This window comes from Arthrobacter sp. AL12 (assembly GCF_029960645.1).
Taxonomy (GTDB): Bacteria; Actinomycetota; Actinomycetes; order Actinomycetales; family Micrococcaceae; genus Arthrobacter.
This window is the reverse complement of sequence record NZ_JASBQY010000004.1, coordinates 115,965-140,296: the sequence shown is the minus strand read 5'-3', so window position 1 is coordinate 140,296 and position 24,332 is coordinate 115,965. Positions and strand designations below refer to the sequence as shown.

The 24,332-nt window shown below is 67.3% G+C and carries 23 protein-coding genes, 1 tRNA gene and 1 other RNA gene; 13 read left to right on the top strand and 12 right to left on the bottom strand.

The genetic code is table 11. The features are described from left to right. Positions 1-66: 66 nt before the first annotated feature. The 5 genes from QK291_RS06690 to aceE all read right to left on the bottom strand — a co-directional run bounded on the left by QK291_RS06690 (position 67) and on the right by aceE (position 6,757). Complete coding sequence (locus QK291_RS06690; RefSeq protein ID WP_079554778.1) at positions 67-312, bottom strand: acyl carrier protein; 246 nt, start codon at positions 310-312, stop codon at positions 67-69. A 131-nt stretch (positions 313-443) separates the two neighbouring features. Then, positions 444-1,505 carry a beta-ketoacyl-ACP synthase III gene (locus tag QK291_RS06685; RefSeq protein ID WP_282380253.1) on the bottom strand — a complete coding sequence of 354 codons (1,062 nt, stop codon included), beginning with the start codon at positions 1,503-1,505 and terminating at the stop codon, positions 444-446. Next, entirely contained in the window at positions 1,502-2,431 is a 930-nt protein-coding gene (locus QK291_RS06680; protein WP_282380252.1) for an ACP S-malonyltransferase, read from the bottom strand. The genes QK291_RS06685 and QK291_RS06680 overlap by 4 nt, the downstream gene beginning before the upstream one ends. Before the next feature lie 87 nt (positions 2,432-2,518). Beyond that, positions 2,519-3,763: a helix-turn-helix domain-containing protein gene (locus tag QK291_RS06675; RefSeq protein WP_282380250.1), complete on the bottom strand. Its 1,245-nt coding sequence runs from the start codon at positions 3,761-3,763 to the stop codon at positions 2,519-2,521. A 213-nt stretch (positions 3,764-3,976) separates the two neighbouring features. After that, the gene (gene aceE / locus QK291_RS06670) at positions 3,977-6,757 is read right to left on the bottom strand and encodes a pyruvate dehydrogenase (acetyl-transferring), homodimeric type (RefSeq protein WP_282380249.1); all 2,781 of its coding nucleotides are present in this window, start codon (positions 6,755-6,757) and stop codon (positions 3,977-3,979) included. A 397-nt stretch (positions 6,758-7,154) separates the two neighbouring features. Between aceE and QK291_RS06665 the strand changes: the two genes are divergently transcribed. From QK291_RS06665 to QK291_RS06645, 5 genes are all read left to right on the top strand, one after another. Continuing rightward, complete coding sequence (locus QK291_RS06665; protein ID WP_226761795.1) at positions 7,155-7,571, top strand: DUF3052 domain-containing protein; 417 nt, start codon at positions 7,155-7,157, stop codon at positions 7,569-7,571. A gap of 20 nt (positions 7,572-7,591) precedes the next feature. Continuing rightward, a complete protein-coding gene (locus tag QK291_RS06660; protein ID WP_282380490.1) occupies positions 7,592-8,086 on the top strand; it encodes a peroxiredoxin in 495 nt (164 codons plus the stop codon). A 4-nt stretch (positions 8,087-8,090) separates the two neighbouring features. Further along, complete coding sequence (locus QK291_RS06655) at positions 8,091-9,011, top strand: NAD-dependent protein deacetylase (protein ID WP_282380245.1); 921 nt, start codon at positions 8,091-8,093, stop codon at positions 9,009-9,011. 109 nt (positions 9,012-9,120) lie between these two features. After that, positions 9,121-9,196, top strand: a tRNA-Val gene (locus QK291_RS06650). A 141-nt stretch (positions 9,197-9,337) separates the two neighbouring features. Further along, positions 9,338-9,628, top strand: coding sequence for a hypothetical protein (locus QK291_RS06645; RefSeq protein ID WP_282380243.1), 291 nt, complete (start codon positions 9,338-9,340; stop codon positions 9,626-9,628). Between the two features lie 244 nt (positions 9,629-9,872). Here QK291_RS06645 and QK291_RS06640 read toward each other — a convergent pair whose 3' ends face one another. Beyond that, positions 9,873-10,601, bottom strand: coding sequence for a FadR/GntR family transcriptional regulator (locus QK291_RS06640; protein ID WP_282380241.1), 729 nt, complete (start codon positions 10,599-10,601; stop codon positions 9,873-9,875). A 238-nt stretch (positions 10,602-10,839) separates the two neighbouring features. Here QK291_RS06640 and gndA point away from each other — a divergent pair, with 238 nt between their 5' ends. Next, entirely contained in the window at positions 10,840-12,276 is a 1,437-nt protein-coding gene (gene gndA, locus QK291_RS06635; RefSeq protein ID WP_282380239.1) for an NADP-dependent phosphogluconate dehydrogenase, read from the top strand. A gap of 140 nt (positions 12,277-12,416) precedes the next feature. After that, entirely contained in the window at positions 12,417-13,250 is an 834-nt protein-coding gene (locus tag QK291_RS06630) for an oxidoreductase (RefSeq protein ID WP_282380238.1), read from the top strand. A 37-nt stretch (positions 13,251-13,287) separates the two neighbouring features. Here the strand turns inward: QK291_RS06630 and epsC are convergent, their stop codons facing one another. From epsC to msrA, 3 genes are all read right to left on the bottom strand, one after another. After that, positions 13,288-13,872, bottom strand: coding sequence for a serine O-acetyltransferase EpsC (epsC, locus tag QK291_RS06625; RefSeq protein WP_282380237.1), 585 nt, complete (start codon positions 13,870-13,872; stop codon positions 13,288-13,290). 33 nt (positions 13,873-13,905) lie between these two features. Beyond that, entirely contained in the window at positions 13,906-14,841 is a 936-nt protein-coding gene (gene cysK, locus QK291_RS06620; protein WP_282380236.1) for a cysteine synthase A, read from the bottom strand. Positions 14,842-14,909: 68 nt separating this feature from the next. Continuing rightward, positions 14,910-15,434 (bottom strand): peptide-methionine (S)-S-oxide reductase MsrA, encoded by a 525-nt coding sequence (gene msrA, locus QK291_RS06615; RefSeq protein WP_282380234.1) that lies wholly within the window; start codon positions 15,432-15,434, stop codon positions 14,910-14,912. Between the two features lie 79 nt (positions 15,435-15,513). Between msrA and QK291_RS06610 the strand changes: the two genes are divergently transcribed. Both QK291_RS06610 and QK291_RS06605 read left to right on the top strand, forming a co-directional pair. Beyond that, a complete protein-coding gene (locus tag QK291_RS06610) occupies positions 15,514-16,431 on the top strand; it encodes a Nif3-like dinuclear metal center hexameric protein (protein ID WP_282380232.1) in 918 nt (305 codons plus the stop codon). Positions 16,432-16,554: 123 nt separating this feature from the next. Continuing rightward, positions 16,555-17,292, top strand: coding sequence for a C4-type zinc ribbon domain-containing protein (locus QK291_RS06605; protein ID WP_282380230.1), 738 nt, complete (start codon positions 16,555-16,557; stop codon positions 17,290-17,292). A gap of 60 nt (positions 17,293-17,352) precedes the next feature. On the opposite strand, the gene QK291_RS06600 is transcribed toward QK291_RS06605, so the two are convergent. Together QK291_RS06600 and QK291_RS06595 are read right to left on the bottom strand one after the other, a co-directional pair. Continuing rightward, a complete protein-coding gene (locus QK291_RS06600; protein WP_282380228.1) occupies positions 17,353-18,117 on the bottom strand; it encodes a peroxide stress protein YaaA in 765 nt (254 codons plus the stop codon). A 104-nt stretch (positions 18,118-18,221) separates the two neighbouring features. Continuing rightward, positions 18,222-19,139, bottom strand: a complete 918-nt coding sequence (locus QK291_RS06595; protein ID WP_282380226.1) for an alpha/beta hydrolase-fold protein — start codon at positions 19,137-19,139, stop codon at positions 18,222-18,224. 72 nt (positions 19,140-19,211) lie between these two features. On the opposite strand from QK291_RS06595, the gene rnpB reads away from it, so the two are divergent. Both rnpB and QK291_RS06585 read left to right on the top strand, forming a co-directional pair. Then, an RNA gene (gene rnpB / locus QK291_RS06590) (RNase P RNA component class A) lies at positions 19,212-19,605 on the top strand. Between the two features lie 207 nt (positions 19,606-19,812). Further along, on the top strand, positions 19,813-21,423 hold the full coding sequence (locus QK291_RS06585; RefSeq protein ID WP_282380225.1) for a GMC family oxidoreductase N-terminal domain-containing protein: 1,611 nt from the start codon (positions 19,813-19,815) through the stop codon (positions 21,421-21,423). A gap of 5 nt (positions 21,424-21,428) precedes the next feature. Here the strand turns inward: QK291_RS06585 and QK291_RS06580 are convergent, their stop codons facing one another. After that, positions 21,429-22,301, bottom strand: coding sequence for a glycerophosphodiester phosphodiesterase (locus QK291_RS06580; RefSeq protein ID WP_282380223.1), 873 nt, complete (start codon positions 22,299-22,301; stop codon positions 21,429-21,431). Between the two features lie 226 nt (positions 22,302-22,527). Between QK291_RS06580 and QK291_RS06575 the strand changes: the two genes are divergently transcribed. After that, positions 22,528-24,024: a glyceraldehyde-3-phosphate dehydrogenase gene (locus QK291_RS06575; RefSeq protein WP_282380222.1), complete on the top strand. Its 1,497-nt coding sequence runs from the start codon at positions 22,528-22,530 to the stop codon at positions 24,022-24,024. A 78-nt stretch (positions 24,025-24,102) separates the two neighbouring features. Further along, positions 24,103-24,312 carry a hypothetical protein gene (locus QK291_RS06570; protein WP_282380220.1) on the top strand — a complete coding sequence of 70 codons (210 nt, stop codon included), beginning with the start codon at positions 24,103-24,105 and terminating at the stop codon, positions 24,310-24,312. Positions 24,313-24,332 lie beyond the last annotated feature (20 nt).

Genomic DNA, 24,332 nt, shown 5'->3' with positions numbered 1-24,332 from the left:
CTGGATGGTGTTGCAATGGCGCGGTCCGGGGGTGCAGTTGCGCCCCCGGACCGGCCGGGGCCGGTATTAGGCCTGTGCGTTGGAGATGAAGCTGACGGCGTCGCCAACGGTCTTGAGGTTCTTGACCTCTTCGTCCGGGATGCGCACGCCGAACTTCTCTTCGGCGTTGACGACGATCGTCATCATCGAGATGGAGTCGATGTCCAGGTCCTCGGTAAAGGACTTGTCCATTTCGACGGCCTCGGTGGCCAGACCGGTCTCTTCGTTGACGATTTCAGCCAGGCCGGCCAGGATCTCTTCGTTGCTAGCCATGATGGCTCCTTTTCTTGTTATTGCCGTGGGTTGCCGGGGTGCCGGCAGCTTCGGGCGGAAATGGTTCAAACCGAGGGTTCGGTTTGCTGTGGGGTTTGAAGCTGGGGGAAAGACGGGGAAGACAGGGGCGCCTAAGGAAGCACGATCACTTGGGCACCGAAAACCAGTCCGGCACCAAAGCCGATCTGCAGTGCAAGCCCGCCGCTGAGCTGCGGGTTTTCCTGCAGCAGGCGGTGGGTGGCTAGGGGGATGGACGCTGCGGAGGTGTTGCCGGCGTCGGCGATGTCCCGCGCAATGATGACGGACTCCGGGAGTTTCAGCTTCTTGGCCATATCGTCGATGATCCGCATGTTCGCCTGGTGCGGGATGAAGGCCGCGAGGTCATCGGCGCTGATACCGGCGGCGTCCAGCGCCTGCTGGGCCACCTTGGCCATCTCCCAGACCGCCCAGCGGAACACCGTCTGGCCGTCCTGGCGCAGTGTCGGCCAGAGCGCGGCGTCGGTGACGGCGGCTTCTTCCGCGCTGAGGGCACCGCGCTGCCTGCCCGCCGTGGCGAGCTCGCGGAGGTCCAGCATGGAGCCGGTCATGCCGATCGCGTTCCATTTGCTGCCGTCCGAGCCCCACACCGACGGGCCGATGCCCGGAGTGTCGGAGGGGCCGATCACGACGGCACCGGCGCCGTCGCCGAGAAGGAAGGAGATGGTGCGCTCGGTGTTATCGATGACGTCCGAGAGCTTCTCCGCACCGACCACCAGGACGTAGTCGGCCGCGCCGGAGCGGACCAGCGCGTCGGCCTGGGCGATGCCGTAGCAGTACCCGGCGCACGCGGCGGAGATGTCAAACGCCGGCGCCGGCGTCGCGCCGAGGCGGTCGGCGAGGCTCGCGGCGGCGGATGGCGTGGCGTAGGGATGCGTCACGGTGGAGACGATGACGGCGCCGAGCTGGGAGGCCTCGATGCCGGCCTTCTGCAGGGCCTCGCGGGCGGCGCCCTCGGCCATGTCGATCACGCTGATGTCCGCGGGGGCGCGGTGGCGGGTGATGATGCCGGTGCGCTGGCGGATCCATTCGTCGGAGGAGTCGATCCACTGGCAGACGTCATCGTTGGTGACGATCACGGTGGGCCGGTAAGCGCCGATCCCCATGATGCGGGTGTTCTCGTGCAGGGGGGCCTGCTTCAACGTGGGCACGCTCATGCCTGTCCTTCCAGTTCTGCGAATAGGGCCAGGGCGGCGGACAGGTCATCCGGGGTCTTGACGGTCACGGTCTTTACACCCGGCATGCCGCGTTTGGCGAGTCCGGCAAGCGTCCCGGCCGGAGCCAGTTCAATCACGCCGGTCACGCCGCGTTTCACCAGCGTTTCCATGCAGAGGTCCCAGCGGACCGGGCGGGAGACCTGGGCGATCAGGCTCTCGACGGCGGCGGCGCCATCGGTGACTGCCGCGCCGTCGAAATTGGAGAGCAGGGGGACCTGCGGGTTCCGCGGGTGCAGTGTGGGCCGGAGGGCCTGCAACGCCGCGACGGCGGGGGACATGTGCCGGGTGTGGAACGCGCCGGCGACCTTCAGCGGGATGACCCGCGCTTTGGCAGGGGGGTTCTCCGCGAGGGCCTTGAGCTGGTCCAGGGTCCCGGCCGCGACGGTCTGGCCGGCACCGTTGACGTTGGCTGCCGTGGCACCGCAGGCCTCGATCGCGGCCAGGACTTCGGCCGGGTCGCCGCCGACCACGGCGCTCATGCCGGTCGGAGTGGCCGCGGCGGCGGCCGCCATGCTGTTGGCGCGTTCGCGGACGAAGGTCATGGCTTCGGTTTCCGTCAGGACACCGGCCAGGGCGGAGGCCGTGATTTCGCCGACGGAGTGGCCTGCGAGGATGACCGGCAGGGTGCCGAGTTCGACATCGAACAGGGATGACGCGGCCACCAGTCCGGCCGCCACGATCAGCGGCTGCGCAACCGCAGTGTCCTTGATGGTCTCCTCATCGGAGGTGGTTCCGTGGGCGGCGAGGTCGATACCTGCAATTTCGCTGAGGGAGGCCAGATGGCCTGCGACGGGAGGCAGTTCCAGCCAGGGGGCGAGGAAACCAGGGGTCTGGGAGCCCTGTCCAGGGCAGACGATTGCAAGCACGTATCCAGCTTTCCAAACTACGGCGAGATTATCGGTGCATTCATGCACCAAGCTCACAGGGTCACTTTGTAGGAAGTCTACAACTTCTCAGGGGCTATTCCGCGACGGCTGCCGTTCCGTGGCGGGCTTCGGCGGTGCCGCAAGCCGTCCGACGACGAGGGCCGTCTGGAGCACAAAGGCCTCCCGCGGCAACAGCGGATCCCAGCCCGTGACGTCACAGACGCGCTTGAGCCGGTAGCGCACGGTGTTGGCGTGGACGAAGAGTTCCCGGGCCGTAGCCTCGAGCGAATGGCCCAGTTCGAGGTAGGTGCCGAGGGTCTCCACCAGGCCGTTGGAGGCCGCGAGCAGGGGCCGGTAGATGTTCTTGACGAGGCAGCGCCGGGCGGCATCGTCACCGGAGATCACCCGCTCCGGCAGGAGGTCATCGGCCGCGACGGGGCGCGGTGCCGCGGGCCAGGCTCGGGCGGCGGTCAGCCCGGCGAATGCGGACTGGGCGGAGCCGCTGGCCTCCGGCAGGGAACCCGCTTCGGCGCCGTAGACCACCGGGCCCGGTGCGAAGAGCTCGGCAAGCTTCAGGTAGGCGCTCTCACGGTCGTGGAGCCCGCCGAGGATCAGGATGAGCCGGTCGCCCTGGATCCCGACGAGGGCGTCTTCGGCGAACCGCCCGGCCGTGCGGCGCAGCTCGCTGACGTAGCTGGCGTTCGGTTCCGACGGCGAATTGCCGACCATTACGGTGAACCGCTCCTGCGCCTTCCACCCCAGGGCGGCAATCCGGGACCTCAGGGCATCGGTGTTTTCGCCACGCAGGATGGCGTCCACAATGAGCGCCTCCAGCCGGGTGTCCCAAGAACCGCGGGTTTCGGCAGCGCGGGCGTAGACGTCGGCGGCAGCGAAGGCCACCTCCCGGGAGTACCGCAGTACGGCCTCGCGCAGCGCGCCCTGGTCCGCCTCCGGCGCTATCACGGGAACCTGGTCCTCCACCACTTCCACGACGATCCGGATCAGCTGGAGGGCTTTCTGCAGGCTGATGGAGCGGGTGAGCTCGGTCGGGGCCGTGCCGAAAACGTCGGACAGGATCCACGACGGCGAGCTGGGGCGCTCGTACCAGGTGACGAAGGCGGCGATGCCGTTCTGGGCCACCATGCCCAGGGCCGAGCGCTCGTCGGAGTTCAGCCGGCTGTACCACGGCAGGGACTTCTCAAGCTGGCGCAGCGTCGTCGTAGAGAGCTGGCCGACGCTGGCCCGTAGCTTCTTGAGCGTCTCAACCTTTTCCGGAGGCATGGCCCTCGAGGAGGGCTTGCGTTTTGCGGGAGTGGTGATCGGCTCGGCCATGCACCGAGCATACGGGGCCTGTCGCCCAAGCTCCATTTGTGCAAAGGCTACAACGCACGTTGTGCTGGATCACAGTGCTGGATCACGGCGCCGGAGCGGACTGCGGCCCTGCGGGCTGACCGGCGTCCGGCGCCGGAGCGGTCGCGGGGATTAACCGCCGACGGCGGCCCCCGCCTTTCGGTGGGGACCGCCGTCGCAGTCGCTTCGGTGACGCTAGGAGTCGCCGCCGGCATTACCGGTGGTGCCGGCGTTCACGTTGTGCAGGCGGTACTTCTCGATCGCCTGGGCCGGAGCCTGGGCATCGACCTCGCCGCGGCGGGCCAGCATCTGCAGCGAACGGACAACCACGGAGTGGATGTCGTTCTTGAAGAAGCGGCGCGCTGCGGCGCGGGTGTCGGAGAAGCCGAAGCCGTCAGCACCGAGCGAGGCGAACTCGTTCGGCAGGAACTGGCGGATCTGGTCCGGGACGGCCTTCATGTAGTCGGTGACGGCCACAATCGGACCGGTCGCGCCGGCGAGCTGTTCGGTGACGAACGGGACACGGGCCGGCTGCCCGGGGTTGAGGAAGGCCTCTTCCTCGGCGGCCATGGCGTCGCGGCGCAGCTCGGTCCAGGACGTCACGGACCAGACGTCGGCGGAGACGCCCCAGTCCTCGGCGAGGACCCGCTGGGCCTCGAGGGCCCAGGGGACGGACACCCCGGAGGCAAGGATCTGCGTGCGCGGGCCGTCAATCTTGGCCGGCGCCAGCAGGTAGATGCCCTTGATGATGCCCTCGACGTCCAGCTCCGCCGGTGCCGGCGGCTGGGAGATCGGCTCGTTGTAGACCGTGATGTAGTACATCACGTTCCGCGACGGGTCGTTGTCCGCCAGGCCAGGACCATACATGCGGTTGAGGCCGTCGCGCATGATGACGCCGATCTCATAGCCGTAGGCCGGGTCGTAGGTGACGACGGCCGGGTTGGTGGCGGCCAGGATGGGCGAGTGCCCGTCGGCGTGCTGCAGGCCCTCGCCGGTCAGGGTGGTGCGGCCGGCGGTGGCGCCGATGATGAACCCGCGGGTCATCTGGTCCGCGGCGGCCCAGAAGGAATCTCCCGTGCGCTGGAAGCCGAACATCGAGTAGAAGACGTAGATCGGGATCAGCGGTTCGCCGTGCGTGGAGTAGGACGTGCCCGCGGCGGTGAACGCCGCGACCGAACCGGCCTCGTTGATGCCGGCGTGCACGATCTGGCCGGAGATGGACTCCTTGTAGGCCAGAACGAGCTCGCGGTCCACGGACAGGTAGTTCTGGCCGTTGGGGTTGTAGATCTTCGCCGTCGGGAAGAACGCGTCCATGCCGAAGGTGCGGGCCTCGTCCGGGATGATCGGAACGATCCGCTGCCCGAATTCCTTGTCCCGCATGAGGTCCTTGAGCAGGCGGACGAAGGCCATGGTGGTGGCCGCCAGCTGCTTGCCGGACCCGCGGTTCGCGACCTCGTAGACCTTGTCGTCCGGGAGGGTGACGTCGGTGTGCTTGGAGCGGCGTTCGGGGACGAAGCCGCCGAGGGCTCGGCGGCGTTCCATGAGGTACTGGATCTCGGGGGAGTCCATGCCGGGGTGGTAGTACGGGGGCCGGTAGAGGTCCGTTTCGAGCTGGTCGTCGGTGATGGGGATGCGCAGGTGGTCGCGGAAGGCCTTCAGGTCCGCGAGGGTGAGCTTCTTCATCTGGTGCGTGGCGTTGCGGCCCTCGAAGTGGGTGCCCAGGCCGTAGCCCTTGACCGTGTGGGCCAGGATGACGGTGGGTTTGCCCTTGAACTCGGTCGCGGCCTTGTACGCGGCGTAGACCTTGTTGTAGTCGTGGCCGCCGCGCTTGAGGTTCCAGATCTGGTCGTCCGTGAGGTCCTGGACCATTTCCTTGGTCTGCGGGGTCTGCCCGAAGAAGTGCTCGCGGACGAACGCGCCGGACTCGGCCTTGTAGGTCTGGTAGTCCCCGTCGACGGTCTCGTTCATGATCTTCACAAGCGAGCCGTCCTCGTCCTTGGCCAGCAGGTCATCCCATTCCCGGCCCCAGACGACCTTGATGACGTTCCAGCCCGCGCCGCGGAAGAACGCCTCGAGTTCCTGCATGATCTTCCCGTTGCCGCGCACCGGCCCGTCGAGGCGCTGGAGGTTGCAGTTGATCACGAAGTTCAGGTTGTCCAGCTTGTCGTTCGCGGCGAGCTGGAGCAGGCCGCGGGACTCGGGCTCGTCCATTTCCCCGTCGCCCAGGAACGCCCAGACCTGCTGGTCACTGGTGTCCTTGATCCCGCGGTTCTGCAGGTACCGGTTCGACTGGGCCTGGTAGATCGCGTTCATCGGCCCGATGCCCATCGAGACCGTGGGGAACTCCCAGAACTCCGGCATCAGCCGCGGGTGCGGGTAGGAGGAGAGGGCATGTCCTTCCTTGGACTTCTCCTGCCGGAACCCGTCCAGGTCCTCCTCGGTCAAACGGCCCTCCATGAAGGCCCGGGCGTACATGCCGGGGGAGGCGTGGCCCTGGAAGAAGACCTGGTCCCCGCCGCCGGGGTGGTCCTTGCCGCGGAAGAAGTGGTTGAACCCGACCTCGTACAGGGTCGCGGCCCCGGCATAGGTTGAGATGTGCCCGCCGACGCCGATATCGGCCCGCTGCGCCCGGTGCACCATGACCGCGGCATTCCACCGCAGCCACGCCCGGTACTTCCGCTCGATCTCCTCGTCCCCGGGGAACTCCGCTTCCTGGTCCACCGGGATCGTGTTGACGTAGTCCGTGGTCGTGACCATCGGAACACCCACGGACTGCGCGCCGGCCCGCTGGAGCAGGCTGCGCATTATGTACTGGGCACGCTCGGTGCCCTGTTCCTGAATCAGCGTATCCAGGGACTCCAGCCACTCGGCGGTCTCTTCCGGATCACGATCAGGCAGCTGGTTAGTCAACCCGCTGAGGATATGGGAGGTCTCTTCTCCTGCAGCCACGTCCAACCTCTCTTTGAGCGCATTCATCGGCGCCCTCAGCTCCGGCAGGGTAACTGCCTGGCGTGAACACGACGTGTGCGACGTATCGGTTACAACTGCCCGGTCATGTGCGCCGGGCAAGGTCCAATCACAACTATGCCCGCCTGCGTCAGCGGGGCGTTCGCCCTCGCGGGCGTAGTCGTCATCAGCCACTCTAGCTCTGACCGCTCGGGGATGCGTAGCTGTCGCGTGGGGGCCCTGTCGTATTTGACCGGCATACTGGTTGTGTGACGATGTGCCGCCCGGCGGTGCTCGGATCGCCGCGTGTGACGCAGAATATGGCGGATCGCGGGGCCAACAGCTTGAAGCGCAGGCGTAAAGGGTGTTGGCTTGGAGTAATGGAAATCACTAGAGCTATTGAAAACACCAAGCATAGGAGCAACACGTGAGCGAGGCCGACGCCGCCACTTCGGTAAATGTGGCGGAGAAACTGGGTTTCAAAACCGGGGACCTAATCCAGGAATTCGGTTATGACGATGATGTCGACTTCGATCTGCGCGACGACATCGAAGATCTCACCGGTTCGGAACTCTTCGACGAGGACGACCACGAGGTAGTCGACGCCGTTATTCTGTGGTGGCGTTCCGGCGACGGTGACCTCGTGGACACCTTGGTCGACTCGCTGACCACGCTGGCCGAGGGCGGCGTCATCTGGGTGCTGACCCCCAAGTCCGGCCGGGTGGGCTACGTCTCGCCCGCCGACATCCAGGACGCCGCACCCACCGCTGGCCTGCACTACACCACCTCTGCGGGCGTCTCCAAGGACTGGAGCGCAACCCGGGTCACACGGAAGAACAAGTGACCCAAGCCGCAACGGTTCGCGTGATCGCGGACCAGGCAGTCGCCCCGTGCGCCGTGCCCGTCGTCGGCGAGGCCGCCCCGGACTTTGAGCTGGTGAACCAGTACGGCGAACCCGTCAGGCTCTCCGGACTCCGGGGGCGCAACGTCGTCCTCGTGTTCTTCCCGTTCGCTTTCTCCGGCATCTGTACGGGGGAGCTGTGTGAAATCCGGGACAACCTGGCGCTGTTCGAGGACGCCGACGCCGTCGTGCTGGGTATCTCAGTGGACAGTAAGTTCGCCCAGCGGGCCTACGCGGAGAAGGAAGGCTACGCCTTCGACCTGCTGGCCGACTTCTGGCCGCACGGGGCCGTTGCCGGCCAGTACGGGGTGTTCGATCCCGGAAGCGGGATGGCAAAGCGCGGCACCTTCATCATCGACGCGAGCGGCATCGTGCGTTACGTGGTGGTAAACCCCCGCGGCCAGGCCAGGGAGTTCGCCGGCTACCGCGCAGCCCTGGCGGGACTCGCAGGGAACTGACGCGGTGAGGACGCGGCGGCCCGGGATCGGCATGACTGGCTTTGCCAGCCTGCCCCCGGTCCCCGCCGCGGAACCTGCCCGCGACGAACTCGAGGTCCTGCGGGAGATCCACGGCATGCTGGCGGGGCAGCGGTTCGCGCTGCTTACCGGCGCCGGCCTGAGCACTGACTCCGGCATCCCCGACTACCGCGGACCGGGCGCCGCGCCCCGGGCCCCCATGACATACCAGGAATTCATCGGCGAGCCGGAGAACCGCCGCCGCTACTGGGCCCGCAACCACATCGGCTGGTCCCACCTGCGCCGCGCCGATCCCAACGACGGCCACGCCGCCGTCGCCCGGCTGGAACACCGCGGGCTGCTGACCGGACTCATCACCCAGAACGTGGACCGGCTGCACGAGGACGCGGGCAGCGTTAACGTGGTGGACCTGCACGGCCGTTTCGACCAGGTGGTCTGCCTTGCCTGCCACCGGCGGTACAGCCGGACGCTGCTGGCGGGGGTGCTGACGGAGCTCAACCCCGGCTTCCTGGAACGGGCCCTGGCCGCCGGTGTGGTCGAAATGGCGCCGGATGCCGACGCCACGGTCGAGGACGAGGACCTGATCGAGAGTTTTATCGTCGCCCACTGCCCGGCCTGCGGCGGCACCCTCAAGCCCGATTTCGTCTACTTCGGTGAGAACGTGCCCAAAGACCGGGTGGAACGCGCCTACGCCATGGTGGATGAGGCCGGCGCCCTCCTGGTGGCCGGCTCCTCGCTGACGGTGATGAGCGGCCTGCGGTTTGCCCGGCACGCGGCCAAACACCGAAAGCCCGTGGTAATCATCAACAGGGGCCGGACCCGCGGGGACGAGCTTGCCACGATCAAGCTCGACGCCGGCGTCAGTGAAGCCCTCACCTGGCTCGCCGACGAGCTCCCACAGCTCTGAGCCGCTGGGGGCCGTCGCGGGACCGCTCGGTCGATTGGCGCTCCGCCGGGTTCGTCCGGTACAGTAGCTGTTCGTTGGTTGAAGCGCGGAAACGCGGAAACCGCGGTTTGGGTCTTTAGCTCAGCTGGTAGAGCGCCACGTTTACACCGTGGATGTCATCGGTTCGATCCCGGTAGGACCCACCAGAAAATACCCCGTCATGTCAGGCCGAGAAGCCTACATGACGGGGTTTTTTGTGCGCTGACCGAATCCGGCAGGCCGTTGTCAGCGGCGGGTTCGCCCCAGCGCCGCGGAAATTGTCGGAGCCCCGCCCTACCGTTGCGGGCATGGAACACGTCATGGTGAAATCAGGCCCGGATGGCAGGCCCCGCACGGTAGTGCGCGCAGGCCGCGAGTGGATTGTCGGCGCGGAGCCCGTGCGCTGGTTTGAGCGGGTGAGCTGGTGGGAGGCGGAGCGGCGGATGCCCAAGGGGCTGAGCCGGGTCGACGTCGAGGTCTGGCAAGTCCAGGCGAGACTGGGCCGTAACCCGGGTTCGGCCCTCACCACGATGGAAATCATCCGTGATGGCCTGGGCGGCGGCTGGCGGCTCCGGGGGGCGATCGCGGACGCGGCATAGAGGCGGCAAAAACCCAGCACATCCCCGCGTCGGGGGCGCAGGTGCCGGGGCATTGGAAAAGCCTTCCACCGCGACTATTGGGGGATGCCGCGGTGGAAGGCTTGTCTACGAATATACCGTGAATATTAGCAAATGTGAAACACGCCGCGGCGAGTCTGAGCTGGGGAAATGCCTATTCGATGGCGTAACTGGCGGCTATTTGACGGCCTGGCCTGAAGTTGGACTGGCCGGACGCCGGGGGGTGCTAGAGCCGCTGGACCGGGACGAACACCCGGGGCTGGTCCTTCCATTCGGGTTCCATCTCCGAAATGGTCTCCCGCATGATTCGGTCCGAGGCCTCGCGGGCACCCGCCGGGTTTCCGGCGGCGATCGCCTCAGCCACGTCCACATGCCACTGCAGCGCCGCGTCGCGGGGGTGGTCCGGCATCAGTCCGTGCACCGTGCGGCCGGTCAGCGTCTCCGCCACCTGGCCCACCATGTTGGCGAACATCTCGTTCCCGGAGCCGGTCAGCAGCAGGGAATGGAAGTAAATGTCCAGCTCCAGGAACCGCGGCACGTCCCCGGCCTGGCCGGCGTCGCGCATCGCGTGCGAGACCTCCACGAGTCCGCGGCGGATCTCCTCCGGGGCGTTGGTGGCGGCCAGTTCGGCGGCCACGGGTTCGACGGCGGTGCGCAGCTCCGCGAGGGAGCGCAGCTGCGCGCCGCGGCCCTCGCCGGCGAGGCGCCAGCGGATCACCTGAGGGTCAAAGGGGTTCCAGCGGCTGGCCGGCAGCACCCGGATACCCACCCGCTTGGTTGTTTCGACCAGCCCGAGCGACTGCAGCACCCGCACCGCCTCGCGGACCACCGAACGGGAGACTTTGAGTTCGTCCTCGAGGTGCTCGGCCAGCATGATGTGGCCGGGCTGGAGCTCGCCCGCGACGATGCGGGTGCCGAGGTGCTCGATCGCGCGGTGGTGGAGGCTGGTTGACATAGTCGTAAGCATAGTGGGACGGACGCGGATCCAGCCCCCGTTCCGGCCCGGACGGGCGCAGGCAGGCGGGAAATCATAGACTGTTTGTGACGCGCCATATTCCGCCACGTGGGCACTGCTTTCCAGCAACCGGCGGAAATACATATGGTTTATTGACAGCCACTGATCCCAAGAAGACAGTTCCGCCTCACGCGCGGGACGAACTGCACATGTTGCACAAAAATGAATTGGAGTTTTGATGTCAGCACACATCGGTGTCACCGGCCTTGCGGTGATGGGGGCCAACCTCGCCCGCAACCTGGCCCGGAACGGCTTCACTGTTGCCCTGCACAACCGTTCCGTCGAAAAGACCGACGCCCTGCTGGAGAAGCACGGCCACGACGGCGACTTTGTCCGCACGGAGACCCTGCAGGAGCTCGTCGACTCGCTGGAGAAGCCGCGCCGGGTGCTGATCATGGTCAAGGCCGGCAAGCCGGTCGACTCCGTGATCGAACAGCTCGAGCCGCTCCTGGAAGCGGGCGACATCATCATCGATGCCGGCAACTCCCACTACGAGGACACCCGCCGCCGTGAGGCAGCGCTCGCCAAGAAGGACCTGCACTTCGTCGGCATCGGCGTCTCCGGCGGCGAGGAAGGCGCCCTCAACGGCCCCTCGATCATGCCCGGCGGCTCGAAGGAGTCCTACGACGCCCTGGGTCCGCTGCTGGAAAAGATCGCCGCCCACGTCGACGGCAAGCCCTGCTGCGCCTGGATCGGCACCGACGGCGCCGGCCACTTCGTCAAGATGGTCCACAACGGCATCGAATACGCCGACATGCAGGTCATCGGCGAGGCCTTCGACCTGCTGCGCTCCGGCGCCGGCATCGAACCGGCCGAGCAGGCCAGGATCTTCGCTGAGTGGAACAAGGGCGACCTGGCCTCCTTCCTGATCGAAATCTCCGCCGAGGTCCTCGGCCACGTGGACGCGAAGACCGGCAAGCCGTTCGTGGACGTCGTCGTGGACGCCGCCGGACAGAAGGGCACCGGCCGCTGGACCGTCATCTCCGCCCTCGAGCTGGGCTCCCCGACGTCGGGCATCGCCGAATCCGTCTTCGCCCGGGCGCTGTCCTCCCAGACGGAGCAGCGCAAGCTGGCCCAGGAGCTGCTCGCCGGCGGCGAGGCCGACGTCGAGGTCCCCGAGAGCTTTGTCGAGGATGTCCGGCAGGCGCTCTACGCCTCCAAGCTGGTCTCCTACGCGCAGGGGCTGGACATGCTCACGTCGGCCGCCAAGGAATACGGCTGGGACCTGAAGCTGGACGAGATCGCCTCGCTGTGGCGCGGCGGCTGCATCATCCGCGCCGAACTGCTCAAAGAGATCACCAAGGCCTACGCCGCGGCCGAGAAGCCGGCGAACCTGCTGTTCGCCCCGGCCTTCACCAAGGCGATCGCCGACGTCCTCCCTGCCTGGCGCCGGGTGGTCTCGACCGCGGTCCAGCTCGGCATCCCGGTGCCGGTGTTCTCCTCCTCGCTGGCCTACTACGACGGCCTGCGCCGCAAGCGCCTGCCGGCCGCCGTGATCCAGGGCCAGCGCGACCTCTTCGGCGCCCACACCTACGGCCGCATCGACGCCGAAGGCACGTTCCACACCCGCTGGGGCGAGGACCGGGCCGAAGTCGAGGCAGTGGACACCCACTAGTCCGCGGCTGACGCCGGCGGCCGGTGCTCCCCGTTACGCTGGGAGCACCGGCCGTTCGTGTTTCCCCGGGGATCCGTCCCGGCCGCCACGCAGTGCCAGTCACAGCAACCGTTCCCGTCAGCGTCCCAGGAGTGCAGCAGATGACCCAGCCCGTAGCATTTGTCACCGGTGCCTCCACCGGAATCGGTTACGAGACCGCGTGGAAGCTCGCGGCCCGCGGGTTCACCGTCTACGCCGGCGCCCGCCGGGTCGAAAAAATGGAGCCCCTCAAGGCCCACGGGGTGACGGTCGTGGCGCTGGACGTCACCAGCGAGGAATCCATGACCGCCGCCGTCGAACAGGTGATTGCCGCCCACGGCCGGGTCGACGTCCTGGTCAACAATGCCGGTTACGGCTCCTACGGCTCGCTGGAGGAAGTGGAGCTGGCCGAAGGGCGCCGGCAGTTCGACGTCAACCTCTTCGGACTGGCGCGGATGACCCAGCTGGTGCTCCCCGGAATGCGGGCCGCCGGACGGGGGAGGATCATCAACGTGTCCTCGATCGGCGGACAGATGTACGAGCCGCTGGGTGCCTGGTACCACGCGACCAAGTTCGCCGTCGAGGGCCTGAGCGATTCCCTGCGGATTGAGCTTAAGCCGCACGGCATCGATGTGTCCATCATCGAGCCGTCCGGAACCGCCTCGGAGTGGGGCGCCATCTCCGGGGACAGTCTGCTGGCCACCTCCGGCCACGGGCCCTACATGGACCAGGCGAAGGTGGTGGCCGCGGCGCTGGCGTCCACCGTCGGCTCCAGCATGTCCACGCCCCCGGACGTCATTGCCGACGCCATCGTCCACGCCGCGACGTCCGCGAAGCCTAAGACGCGCTATCCGGTGGGCAAGGGCGCCCGGGCTATCCTGCTGCTGCGGCGGCTGCTGCCGGACCGGGCCTTCGACGTCGTCATCTGGAACATCTACAAGCGGTTCCCCGCGTAGGGTGCCGCCGGGTGATGCCGGCTGCCGCCGGCGCCGGTCAAATGTGGTAGTCGATGAGGTATTCGGCCGGGTCGACGGCGGGCTTGGTCTCCCGCTGGGCGTCCCGGTGCCGCCACGTGGCCGGCACGCCCGTCAGGATCGACTCTGCCGGCGCATCCTTGACCACCACGGCGTTGGCGCCGATGGCGCTGTCCCGGCCGATGGTGATGGGGCCCAGGACCTTGGCGCCGGCGCCGATCACGACACGGTCCTCGATGGTGGGGTGGCGCTTGACCTTGGCCAGCGAACGGCCGCCGAGGGTCACACCGTGGTAGATCATGACGTCCTCGCCGATTTCGGCGGTCTCCCCGATGACGACGCCCATGCCGTGGTCGATGAAGAAGCGGCGGCCGATGGTGGCCCCGGGGTGGATCTCGATCCCGGTGCAGAACCGGGCCAGCTGGGAGATCAGCCGGGCCGGGAAGCGCAGCACCGGGTTCTGCCACAGCCGGTGCGTCAGGCGGTGGAACCAGATCGCGTGCAGGCCGGAGTAGGCAAAGAAGTTCTCGAAAGAACCTCGAGCCGCCGGGTCGTGTGACCGGGCGGCATCGAGGTCTTCCTTCAGTCTTGCGAAAAAGCTCACAAAGACCTTTCTACGAAATCTTGGGACAGGGACCTAGCCGCGGATGTCGTCGTACAGCACGGTGGAAATGTACCGCTCACCGAAGTCGCAGACGATGGCAACAATCAGTTTACCGGCGTTCTCCGGGCGCTTGGCGAGTTCCAGTGCGGCCCACACGATCGCGCCGGAGGAGATGCCGCCGAGGATGCCTTCCTTGACGCCGAGTTCGCGGGCCACGCGGACCGAGTCCTCGAGGGTGGCGTCGATGACCTCGTCATAGACGTTGGTGTCCAGGATTTCCGGGACGAAGTTCGCGCCAAGGCCCTGGATTTTGTGCGGGCCCGGTGCGCCGCCGTTGAGGATGGCGGAGTCCTTCGGCTCGACGGCGATGATCTGCACCTCGGGCTTGCGCGCCTTGAGCACCTGCCCGACGCCGGTGACGGTTCCGCCGGTGCCGACGCCGGCGACGAAGATGTCCACCTTCCCGTCGGTGTCGGACCAGATTTCCTCGGCCGTGGTCTGGCGGTGGACCTCGGGGTTGGCCTCGTTGGCGAACTGCTGGGCCCAGATCGAGTTCTCCGTGTGGGCGACGATCTCCTGGGCCTTTTCCACGGCGCCCCGCATGCCCTCGGAACCGGGAGTGAGGACGATCTCGGCACCGTAGGCGCGCAGCATGACACGGCGTTCGGTGGACATGGTCTCCGGCATCGTCAGAATGACCTTGTAGCCGCGGGCCGCGCCCACCATGGCCAGGGCAATGCCGGTATTGCCGGACGTGCCTTCGACGATGGTGCCGCCGGGCTTGAGGGCACCGGACTTCTCCGCGGCGTCGACGATCGCGACACCGATGCGGTCCTTGACGCTGTTGGCCGGGTTGTAGAACTCCAGCTTGACGGCCACGGTGGCATCAAGGCCTTCGGCCAGGCGGTTGAGCCGGACCAGCGGGGTGCCGCCGACCAGCTGGGTAACATCGTCATAGATCCGTGCCATGGGTGTCTGCGCCTGTCTGTTGAAGAGGTGATACTGAGGTCAGCCTAACGAGGGCCCGCGGACCCTAGCTAAGCATTAAGCCACGCAGAGTAATATTTCCTGGCCTTGGCCAGCTTCGGATTGATGATCACCTGGCAGTAGCCCTGCTCCGGGAACTTGCCGTAGTAGTCCTGGTGGATTTCCTCCGCCCGGTGGAACACCGGCAGCCGGCTGACCTCGGTGACGATCCGATGGGCCCAGAGCAGCTGGTTCCGTTCGATCGCTTCCTCGAAGAGGATCTTCTCCTCAGTCGTCTCATAGAACATCGAGGAGCGGTACTGCGTTCCGACGTCGTAGCCCTGGCGGTTGAGTGTGGTGGGGTCGTGGAGGACGAAGAACATGTCCAGGATGACTTCCGGGGGGACGACCTCCTCATCGAACGTCACCGCCACCACCTCGGCATGGCCGGTGGTTCCGGAGCAGACGGCGTAGTAGTCGGGGTTGCGGTCATGGCCTCCGGTGTAGCCCGAAATAACGGCGCTGACACCCTTGGTTTTCTGGTAGACGGCGTCGAGGCACCAGAAGCAGCCTCCGCCGAGGACAAAAGTTCTCATGCTCTCTTCAATGGTTGAAGGGCCCCGATGATTCCCGGCGTCTGCGGGGGAGGCCGGCCGATAGGGTAAAAATGGGGGTATGGAACCTGTAAACACCGATGTTTCAGCCGGCCCTGCCGAAGGAAACGGCGCCGCCGGCAGCGGATCCGGGGAAACGCCCGGGACGCCCACCCTGGGCATGATCCTGCTGGCCGTCGAGGAGCTCTGGCCCGAATCCCTCGCGGAGGACTGGGACGAAGTGGGCCTCGTGGCCGGCCGTCCCTCCGCCGGGGTGAATAGGATCCTCTTCGCCGTCGATCCCACCCTTGAGGTGATCGAGGAGGCCATCGAGTTCGGCGCGGAACTGCTGATCACCCATCATCCGCTGCTGCTCAAGGGTGTCACCTCGGTCGCGGCGACCACCGCGAAGGGCCGGGCCGTGCACCGCCTGATTGAGTCCGGGACCGGGCTGCTGACGGTGCACACCAACGGTGATTCAGCAGTCGGCGGCGTCTCGGATGTCCTGGCCGACGCCCTCGGCCTGCAGAACGTGGCCCCGCTGACTCCGGCCGCGAACGGGCTGCCCGAAGAAGGCATCGGGCGGGTCGGTGACCTTGAGGAGGTCCAGACCCTGGGCGATTTTGCCGCCCGCGTCTTCGGCATCCTGCCGGCGGTCGCCGGCGGGGTGCGCGTGTCCGGGGACCGGGACGGGCTGGTCCGCCGGGTGGCGGTCTGCGGCGGCGCCGGGGATTCGCTCTTCGCGGAGGTCCGGGCGAGCAACGCCGATGTCTACCTGACCGCGGATCTGCGGCACCATCCGGCGTCCGAAGCCCGGGAGTCGGCCGTCAATGGCCGGCCGTACCTGATCGATGTTTCCCACTTCGCGAGTGAGTGGCTGTGGCTGCCGGCCGCGGCGGAGGCGCTGGGCAATGTGCTGGGCGACCAGGGGCACGACGTCGAGATCCGGGTCAGCACCACCAACAGCGATCCGTGGGACTTCATTCTGACTCCGGGCTAAGCCTGGCGTGCGAGGGGCCCCGGGTGAGCGTAGCGAGGCTGGGGAGCACGCTAGGCGCTAGAGTCTAGGGAGCGCCGAATAGGTGCCCGGCTCCGGCCGGCAGGGAACAAGCGGAGGTAAATAGTGGCCAAGGCAGCACCGGCGGAACAGTTGAAGTTGCTCGAATTGCAGGGACTTGATGCGAAGCTCAAATCCCTGTCCAACCGCCGCCGAAGCCTTGAAAGCGACTCCCGGATCACCGATCTTGAAGCAGCCCTCAGCGTGGCCAACGGCGAACTCGGTGCCGCGAAGGTGGCGGTCCACGACGCCGAACTTGAGCTCAAGCGCGCCGAGGCCGACGTGGAGCAGGTCGCCTCCCGGATTGAACGCGACGAGGCGAGGCTCAACAGCGGCACCGGCCTCTCCAAAGACCTCGTGGCCCTGCAGCGGGACCTGGTGTCCCTGAACAAGCGCCGCTCCGACCTCGAGGACGTCGAGCTGGAAGTCCTGGAGCGGCTGGATTCGCTCCGCCTGCGCCAGGGCAGCCAGCAGCAGATTGTTGACGACATCCAGGGCTCCTTCGGCTCGATCCGCACTGAACTGGACGAGCAGCTCGCGGAGATCGCCGCCGAGGCCACCGTGGTGCGCGGCAAGCGTGCCGAATTCGCCGAGGGGATGGATACCGGCCTCCTGGCGATCTACGAGAAGACGCTGGCCAGGCGCGGTGTCGGTGCGGCCCGCCTCTTCCACGGAACCTCCGAGGGATCAGGCATGCAGCTGAGCCCCGGTGACCTGGCCGAAATCAAGGCCGCGGCCGAGGACGACGTCGTGTTCTGCCCGGATTCCGGCTGCATCCTGGTCCGCTCCGCCGAGTGGGCCTAACCACCCACCTGACTTGCAGTTCTGGCCGTTTGGAACTCTCAAAACGGCCCCTGCCGCTAGCTAGTTAGGCAGGATCAGGTTGAGGGTGTGCGGCTTCCGGGCCGTACCCTCGACCAGTTCGGCGCTCCACCGCTCGGTAGCCGCTTGTTTGAGCTGCTGGGGGGTCCGCGGCGCCCTGCCCCGGCGGGTTAACAGGTGCCGGGCGAGTTCGCCCCGGGTGTGCTTCGCGAAGTGGCTGACCACCTTCCTAACGCCGTCGGCCTCGGTGAACACGTTGACGGCGACCGTCTGCGCCGGCGGGGGAGTCCACGCGGCGGCGTAGGTGCTGGAGCGGCAGTCCACCAGCAGTTCGTCCTCCGTGGCGGCCGCGAGGGCGGCATTGAGGTGCGGCTTCCAGAAGGACGCCAGGCGTCCGACGTCGGGCAGTGCGGTCCCCATCGACAGCCGGTAGGCGGGCACACGGTCGCCGAAGCGGATGGCCCCCCAGAGCGCGGAAATGACCAGCACGCACTCTTCGGCCTTCCTCCGCTGCGTCGGCGTCAAAGAGTTGTAGTCCAGCGCGTCGTACAGCACCCCGGAGTAGACCTGGTGGGCGGGCGCCGCCGGCTCGGCGTGCAGCCGGGTGTTGCGTTCGACGTCGGCCCGCAGCGAGGCGCCAACGCCCAGGAGCGCCAGGGCGTCCTCGTGGGCGCTGACCGTCCCGAGTCCCTCCAGCACCTTGGCCCGGTAGGTGTTCAGTTCGGGGAAACTCAGGGTAGTCCAGTCGACGGCGTTGCCCACCGTGGCGGGGGTCTTGCCTTCGGAGGGCGGCAGCAGAATCAGCACCGTCCAATCCTAGCGGCGGCCCGATGCCGGGATGGTCCCGGTACCGGGATGGTACTGCCGCGGGCCGCTGCCGGAACCCCGCAGACCCGGCGTCCAGTGCCGGCTCAGCCGAGGTTGCGGCCGAGGAAGGACAACACCTCGGGCAGGATGAAACGCCAGTAGCTGGCGTCGTGACCGCCGGGTTGGAAGCCGCCGTCGACGGCGCCCGGGAGTTCCGCCCGGTAGTTCCGCACGGTGGCAAAGAGGTCGTCCCCGGTGCCGCAGTCGATCCGCTTGGGCAGCGCCGCAAGGCTGGGCCGGAGGGCGAAGACATCGTGGGCCGCGAAATCGGCCGGGCCGTCGAACGCGCCTTCCATGCCCGGTTCGTACGACGCCCAGACCGCCGGGCTCATGGCCGCCACGGCCCGCACCCCGGGCAGCCGGCCCTGGGACGCCAGCAGGAGCGAACCGAAGCCGCCCATCGAAAGGCCAAAGAGGCCGACCCTGCCGAGGTCGCAGCCCCGCCCGCCAAGGAAGGGAACAAACTCCTTCACCAGCATTGACTGGGTGTCGCTGCCGTCGGCGCGGCGGTGCCACCAGGTGTCACCGCCGTCCACCGCGGCGATGGCAAGCGGCGCGCCCCCGGCGTCGAGGTGGCGTTGGAGGGCCTCGTGGGCCGCCAGGTCGTCCAGCAGGACAGAGTGGCTGCCGCCTAGTCCGTGCAGGAAGACCGCAACCGGAAGGTTGGGCGGCCTGCCGACAGGTGGCATGTCAGGAGCCGCCAGCGACCAGTGGCTGGCGGTTCCGGGGCGGAAGGCCGACACGAATGAGCCGGTGCTGGTCCGGACCGTTAGCCGGGCGGTCGGGGCGGGGGGAGCGGTCGCCGCGGGGCCGGCGGGCGAGGCTCGGGACGGCGCCGGCGTGGGCGCGGAAAGTGTCGAGGCGGTGGACGCGCCGCCGGTGCAGGCCGCGAGCGCTGGGGCGCCCAGCCCGATTCCTGCGAGCTCCAGCAGCCGGCGCCGGCCCAGAACGGAATCCTCCATTCCCTGATCATAGGCCCGGCGCCCGGACGTGTCCCCGGACGGGTCCGCCCTGACCGTAGAATGGACTGCGGATGGGTTGACCAGGCGGCCGCGCGTCACGCAAGTGGCTCGAGGAACGTCCGGGCTCCGCAGGGCAGGGTGGTGGGTAACGCCCACTCGGGGTAACCCGCAGGCCAGTGCCACAGAGAACAGACCGCCAGCCGGCGGCGCGTGCTTGCACAGGCCGCAGGGCAGGTAAGGGTGAAACGGTGGTGTAAGAGACCACCAGCTTCCCGGGTGACCGGGAAGGCTAGGTAAACCCCACCCGGAGCAAGGCCAGACAGGGCACGTTTGAGGGCTGCTCGCCCGAGTGCCCGGGTAGGCTGCTGGAGGGCGTCGGCAACGGCGTTCGTAGATGGATGGCCGCTACTCCCGTGCCGGCAACGGCGCGGGAACACAGAACCCGGCGTATCGGTCAACCCATCCATTCACATCGCTGCAAGTCCCTGCCGTTCACTCGGGGGAGTCCCTGCCTCCCACTCCGCGGGGAGTCCCTGCCACCGTTTCCGGCGCCGAGGGTCTCGTGCCTGCGGAAACGGCTTCACCCGAAGGCCTTGACTTCATCCGCGCGTGAACAGACACTGCGGTAAACGTTTCAAGCAACGGTGAAGTCAGTGAGTGCCTAGGAGCCAAAGTGGCGAACGACGCAGCATACGACTATGTGATAGCAGGGGGCGGCAGCGGCGGCAGCGTCCTAGCCGGCAGGCTCAGCGAAGACCCCTCAGTCCGCGTCCTTCTGCTCGAGGCAGGCAGATCCGACCGGCACCCGCTCATCCACGTCCCGTCCGGCTTCCCGAAGCTGAAGGGCGGGCCGTACCAATGGGACTATGCGAGCGTCCCGCAAAAGCACAGCAACGGCCGACGCATCCCGCTCGCCCAAGGCCGCGTGATCGGCGGCGGGGGGTCCATCAACTCCCAGGTCTTCACGCGCGGCGTGGCCGAAGACTATGACAGTTGGGTCACGGACTACGGCTGCGAGGGCTGGTCCGCGGACGAGGTGAACAAGTACTTTGTCCGCTCGGAGTCCAACATCCGGCTCTCGGCACCGCACCACGGGACCGAGGGTCCGCTCGGAGTCTCCGACCTGCTGCGTCCGCACAAGCTCTCGGCGGCCTTCGTCAAGGCGGGCCAGGAGTTCGGGCTGCCCTACAACAGCGACTTCAACGGCGCCCTGCAGTACGGCGTCGGCTTCTACCAGACCACCACGAAGAACGGCCTCCGGTGCAGTGCGGCCGCCGCCTACCTCCGGCCCGCCCGCCGGCGGCGGAACCTCACGGTCCGCGCCAACGTCACCGTCTCCAAAGTGATCATCAGCAACGGCAGGGCCGTGGGAGTCCACGCGATCGAAGGCGGATGCGTGCGAACCTACAGCGCCAACCGCGAGGTCATTGTCTCTGCCGGCGCCTTCGGTTCGCCCAAGCTTCTGCAGCTGTCGGGCATCGGCGACCCGGAGGATCTTGCCGCTGCCGGCATCGAGACCGTCCATGCCCTGCCGGGCGTCGGCAAGAACCTGCATGACCACTGCGACGTCGACATCGTCTACGAACTTACGGACTACCAAAGCCTGGACAGGCTCAACCAGATGCGCCCGGCCACCGTCCTGGCCGGCGTCGAATACCTCGCTTTCCGCTCGGGCCCGTTCGCTTCCACGCTGGTCGAGGCCGGTGGCTTCAGCTACGCGAACAAGGACGAAAAGACCCCAGACCTGCAGTTCCACTTCCTGCCTGCCGCCCGGGGAGGGACTGGCGCCACCGCCTTGAAACCCGGATTTGGGGCCACGATGAACTCCTACTTCCTGCGGCCCCGAAGCCGGGGAACCGTCCGGCCGGTGTCCTCTGATCCCGGCAAGGCGCCGCTGATCGATCCGAATTATCTCGCCGACGATTATGACCTGGAGATGGCCATCGCCGGGGTGCAGCAGAGCCGCGAGATTATGGAGCAGTCGTCGATGGCGGCGCTCACCAAGGCGGAGCACATCGGCGATGGCAGCCGGGTGGAAACCCGCGACGAGTACGTGAGGTTCGTGCGCTCCTTCGGGCGGACTTCCTACCATCCGGTCGGTACCTGCGCCATGGGAACCACCGATGAGTCCGTCGTCTCGCCGCGGCTGAAGGTCCACGGACTGGAGGGACTGCGCGTCGTTGACTCGTCGATCATGCCCCGGCTCGTGAGTGCCAACACGCAGGCGCCCACCATCATGATTGCTGAGAAGGCCGTTGATCTGATTCTCCAGGACGACCGTTAGGCGGGCTAAAGACCCAGCTGCTTCGCGAGCTCCCATGGCGTGTCGGTGAAGACCCCGTCAGCCCCTTCGGCCCGCAGCCTTGCCGCGGTTGTTTCGTCGTTGACGGTATAGGGCCAGACGGTCAGCCCGGCGTCCTTGAGGCTGCGCAGGTAGCCTGAGCTGATGTCCTGATGCGGGCCGACGTGGCTGATGCCGCTGGAGCTGATCGAGGCCGGATCGGGTTCCTCCCCGTCCCGGAGGAGATAGAGCACTTGCAACCCGGACCGGGCCAGGGCCCGGGCAGCAGGGAAGCTAAACGTCTGCACGACCACCTTGTCCTGGATACCGCGCTTCAGGATGGAGTCCGCGAAGGCTGCCGGATCGATGGCGGTGTCCTTCAGCTCGGGGACCAGGACGTTCCGCCCGCCGTACAAATCCAGCATGGCTTCCCACGTCGTCGGACTGCCCTCGGCGCCGCCCAGCGGGTGCCTGATGCGGGCCGCCGCCCACTGCTCCACGGTGATGCCGCCGGGGCGGCCGCTGACGCCGGACATGGTCCGCCCGGCGACGTCGTCGTGCAGCGGAACAAGCGTACCGTCGCGGAGCTGCCGGAGATCCGTTTCGATCGGGAACGCGGTCTTGCCCACGGCCTCGAAGGCTTCCGCGGAGGACTCCGGGTAGACCAGCGCTCCGCCGCGGTGCGCCACCAGGGTAAACGCCGCCGCCGACGCCGGACTTGACGCCGCCGGACCCGAGGACGCCGCCGTCGCCGCCGCCGACGACGGGCCAGCCGGCGGTGCCGCCGCGGCGCAGCCGGTGCACAGCACGACGCCCAGCAGGAGAGCCCCCATCTTGAACATCGCCCCAGCGTAGCTGGCCCCCGGCTTTGTGTGAGTCATTTCACGCGTCACCGGCGACAGGACCGCGCCGGGCCGCCGGTAGACTGGACGGTGAACGTAGAAGTTCTGCCGCCGGGTCTGCGTTCGCAGCCGGCGTTTTTTCTTTGCTCGACACAGGCGCCCGGGGGTGGACCGAATCCCTGCCGGCGCCGAGGTTCCGGATACCCTCCGGCAGCCGACATCCGCATACGACGCCGTATGTGATGGATTCTAGGAAGGTATTTCTGTGAGCCAGACTTCAGATTCTTGTCTTGATACGTGGATGGGCCGGGAGGCGCTCGCCGAGGCCATGATCCCGGTGATCGGCCGGCTGTACCGTGAGAACAACGTTGTCACGTCCATCCACGGCCGCAGCCTGATCAACAAGTCCACCATGAGCATCCTCAAGGCACACCGTTTCGCCCGCCGGATGAGCAAGGAAGAGCTGCGTCTCGAAGAGACCGCCCCGCTGCTGGACGCCCTGACCAAACTGGAACTCGGCGCCGCAGCCATCGACATTGCACGCCTCACCGAGAAGTACCGCGTCGAGGGCAACAGCGCCACCCTGGACGAGTTCCTCCGCACGGAACTCGCCGAGGTTGTCGGCAAGCGCGGCGGCGATGACCGCACCAGCACCGACGTCGTGCTCTACGGCTTCGGACGCATCGGCCGGCTCCTGGCCCGCCTCCTGATCGAAAAGGCCGGCGGCGGGCACGGCCTGCGCCTGCGCGCCATCGTGGTCCGCCGGGGTTCGGACAACGACCTCACCAAGCGCGCCAGCCTGCTGCGCCGCGACTCGGTCCACGGCTCATTCGAAGGAACCATCAAGGTGGACCTCGAGAACGACACCATCACCGCCAACGGCGTCCAGATCCAGGTCATCTACTCGGACAACCCCGCGACGGTCGACTACGCCGCCTACGGCATCCACAACGCCCTCCTCGTCGACAACACGGGACGCTGGCGCGACGCCGAGGGTCTCTCCCAGCACCTGCAGAGCAAGGGAGTTGCCCGGGTGCTGCTCACCGCCCCGGGCAAGGGCGACCTGAAGAACATCGTGCACGGCATCAATCACGGCACCATCACCGACTCGGACAAGATCGTCTCCGCGGCCTCCTGCACCACCAACGCCATCACCCCGGTGCTCAAGGCGATCAACGACCGCTACGGCGTTGTGCACGGCCACGTCGAGACGGTCCACTCCTTCACCAACGACCAGAACCTGATCGACAACTTCCACAAGGGCGACCGCCGCGGCCGCTCCGCCGCGCTGAACATGGTCATCACCGAGACCGGTGCCGCCAAGGCCGTGGCCAAAGCCCTGCCGGAACTGCTGGGCAAGCTCACAGGCAGCTCCATCCGCGTCCCCACCCCCGACGTGTCCCTGGCCATCCTGAACCTGAGCCTGGAAAACGGCACCACCAAGGACGAGGTCAACGACTACCTGCGGGAAATGTCGCTGCACTCGGAACTGCGGAAGCAGGTCGACTACATCGATTCGCCCGAGGTGGTCTCCACGGACTTCGTCGGCTCCCGCCGCGCTGGGATCGTCGACGGGCTGGCCACCATCTCCAACGAGAAGAACCTCGTGCTCTACGTCTGGTACGACAACGAGTTCGGCTACAGCTGCCAGGTGGTCCGCGTGATGGAGGAAATGGCCGGCGTGAACCCGCCGTCGTTCCCCGCCAAGGACGCAGCCGCAACCCTGGAGGCAGCCGGCCTGCCCGTCGAGGTCACGGCCTGACACCGCCTCACTGAATCCGTTCCGCTTTCCCGGCCGGTTCCTCTGGAATCGGCCGGGAAAGGGCACCACAATGGTGCAATGGAACAGAACTCGGCTGTGGAGCACGAAACCACCCTGGAACACGCCCTGGACGTTGCGCGGCGGAACGCCAAGGAAGCCACACGGCTTCTCGACGATGCCCGTGCCAAACATGCGGCCGGCGACGTCGACGAGGCACGGGTCCGGCAACTCGAATCCCTTCTGGCCCTCGCCAACGAAGACCTGGTGCGGGTGACGAAAGAGAACTAGCACGGCCACCCGTCCTCCAC

Coding starts and splice junctions, on each gene's coding strand:
- QK291_RS06690 (WP_079554778.1), bottom strand. CDS start 312: ATGGCTAGCAACGAAGAGATCCTGGCCGGCCTGGCTGAAATCGTCAAC.
- QK291_RS06685 (WP_282380253.1), bottom strand. CDS start 1,505: ATGAGCGTGCCCACGTTGAAGCAGGCCCCCCTGCACGAGAACACCCGC.
- QK291_RS06675 (WP_282380250.1), bottom strand. CDS start 3,763: ATGGCCGAGCCGATCACCACTCCCGCAAAACGCAAGCCCTCCTCGAGG.
- aceE (WP_282380249.1), bottom strand. CDS start 6,757: ATGAATGCGCTCAAAGAGAGGTTGGACGTGGCTGCAGGAGAAGAGACC.
- QK291_RS06645 (WP_282380243.1), top strand. CDS start 9,338: ATGGAACACGTCATGGTGAAATCAGGCCCGGATGGCAGGCCCCGCACG.
- QK291_RS06640 (WP_282380241.1), bottom strand. CDS start 10,601: ATGTCAACCAGCCTCCACCACCGCGCGATCGAGCACCTCGGCACCCGC.
- gndA (WP_282380239.1), top strand. CDS start 10,840: ATGTCAGCACACATCGGTGTCACCGGCCTTGCGGTGATGGGGGCCAAC.
- QK291_RS06630 (WP_282380238.1), top strand. CDS start 12,417: ATGACCCAGCCCGTAGCATTTGTCACCGGTGCCTCCACCGGAATCGGT.
- cysK (WP_282380236.1), bottom strand. CDS start 14,841: ATGGCACGGATCTATGACGATGTTACCCAGCTGGTCGGCGGCACCCCG.
- msrA (WP_282380234.1), bottom strand. CDS start 15,434: ATGAGAACTTTTGTCCTCGGCGGAGGCTGCTTCTGGTGCCTCGACGCC.
- QK291_RS06610 (WP_282380232.1), top strand. CDS start 15,514: ATGGAACCTGTAAACACCGATGTTTCAGCCGGCCCTGCCGAAGGAAAC.
- QK291_RS06595 (WP_282380226.1), bottom strand. CDS start 19,139: ATGGAGGATTCCGTTCTGGGCCGGCGCCGGCTGCTGGAGCTCGCAGGA.
- QK291_RS06580 (WP_282380223.1), bottom strand. CDS start 22,301: ATGACTCACACAAAGCCGGGGGCCAGCTACGCTGGGGCGATGTTCAAG.
- QK291_RS06570 (WP_282380220.1), top strand. CDS start 24,103: ATGGAACAGAACTCGGCTGTGGAGCACGAAACCACCCTGGAACACGCC.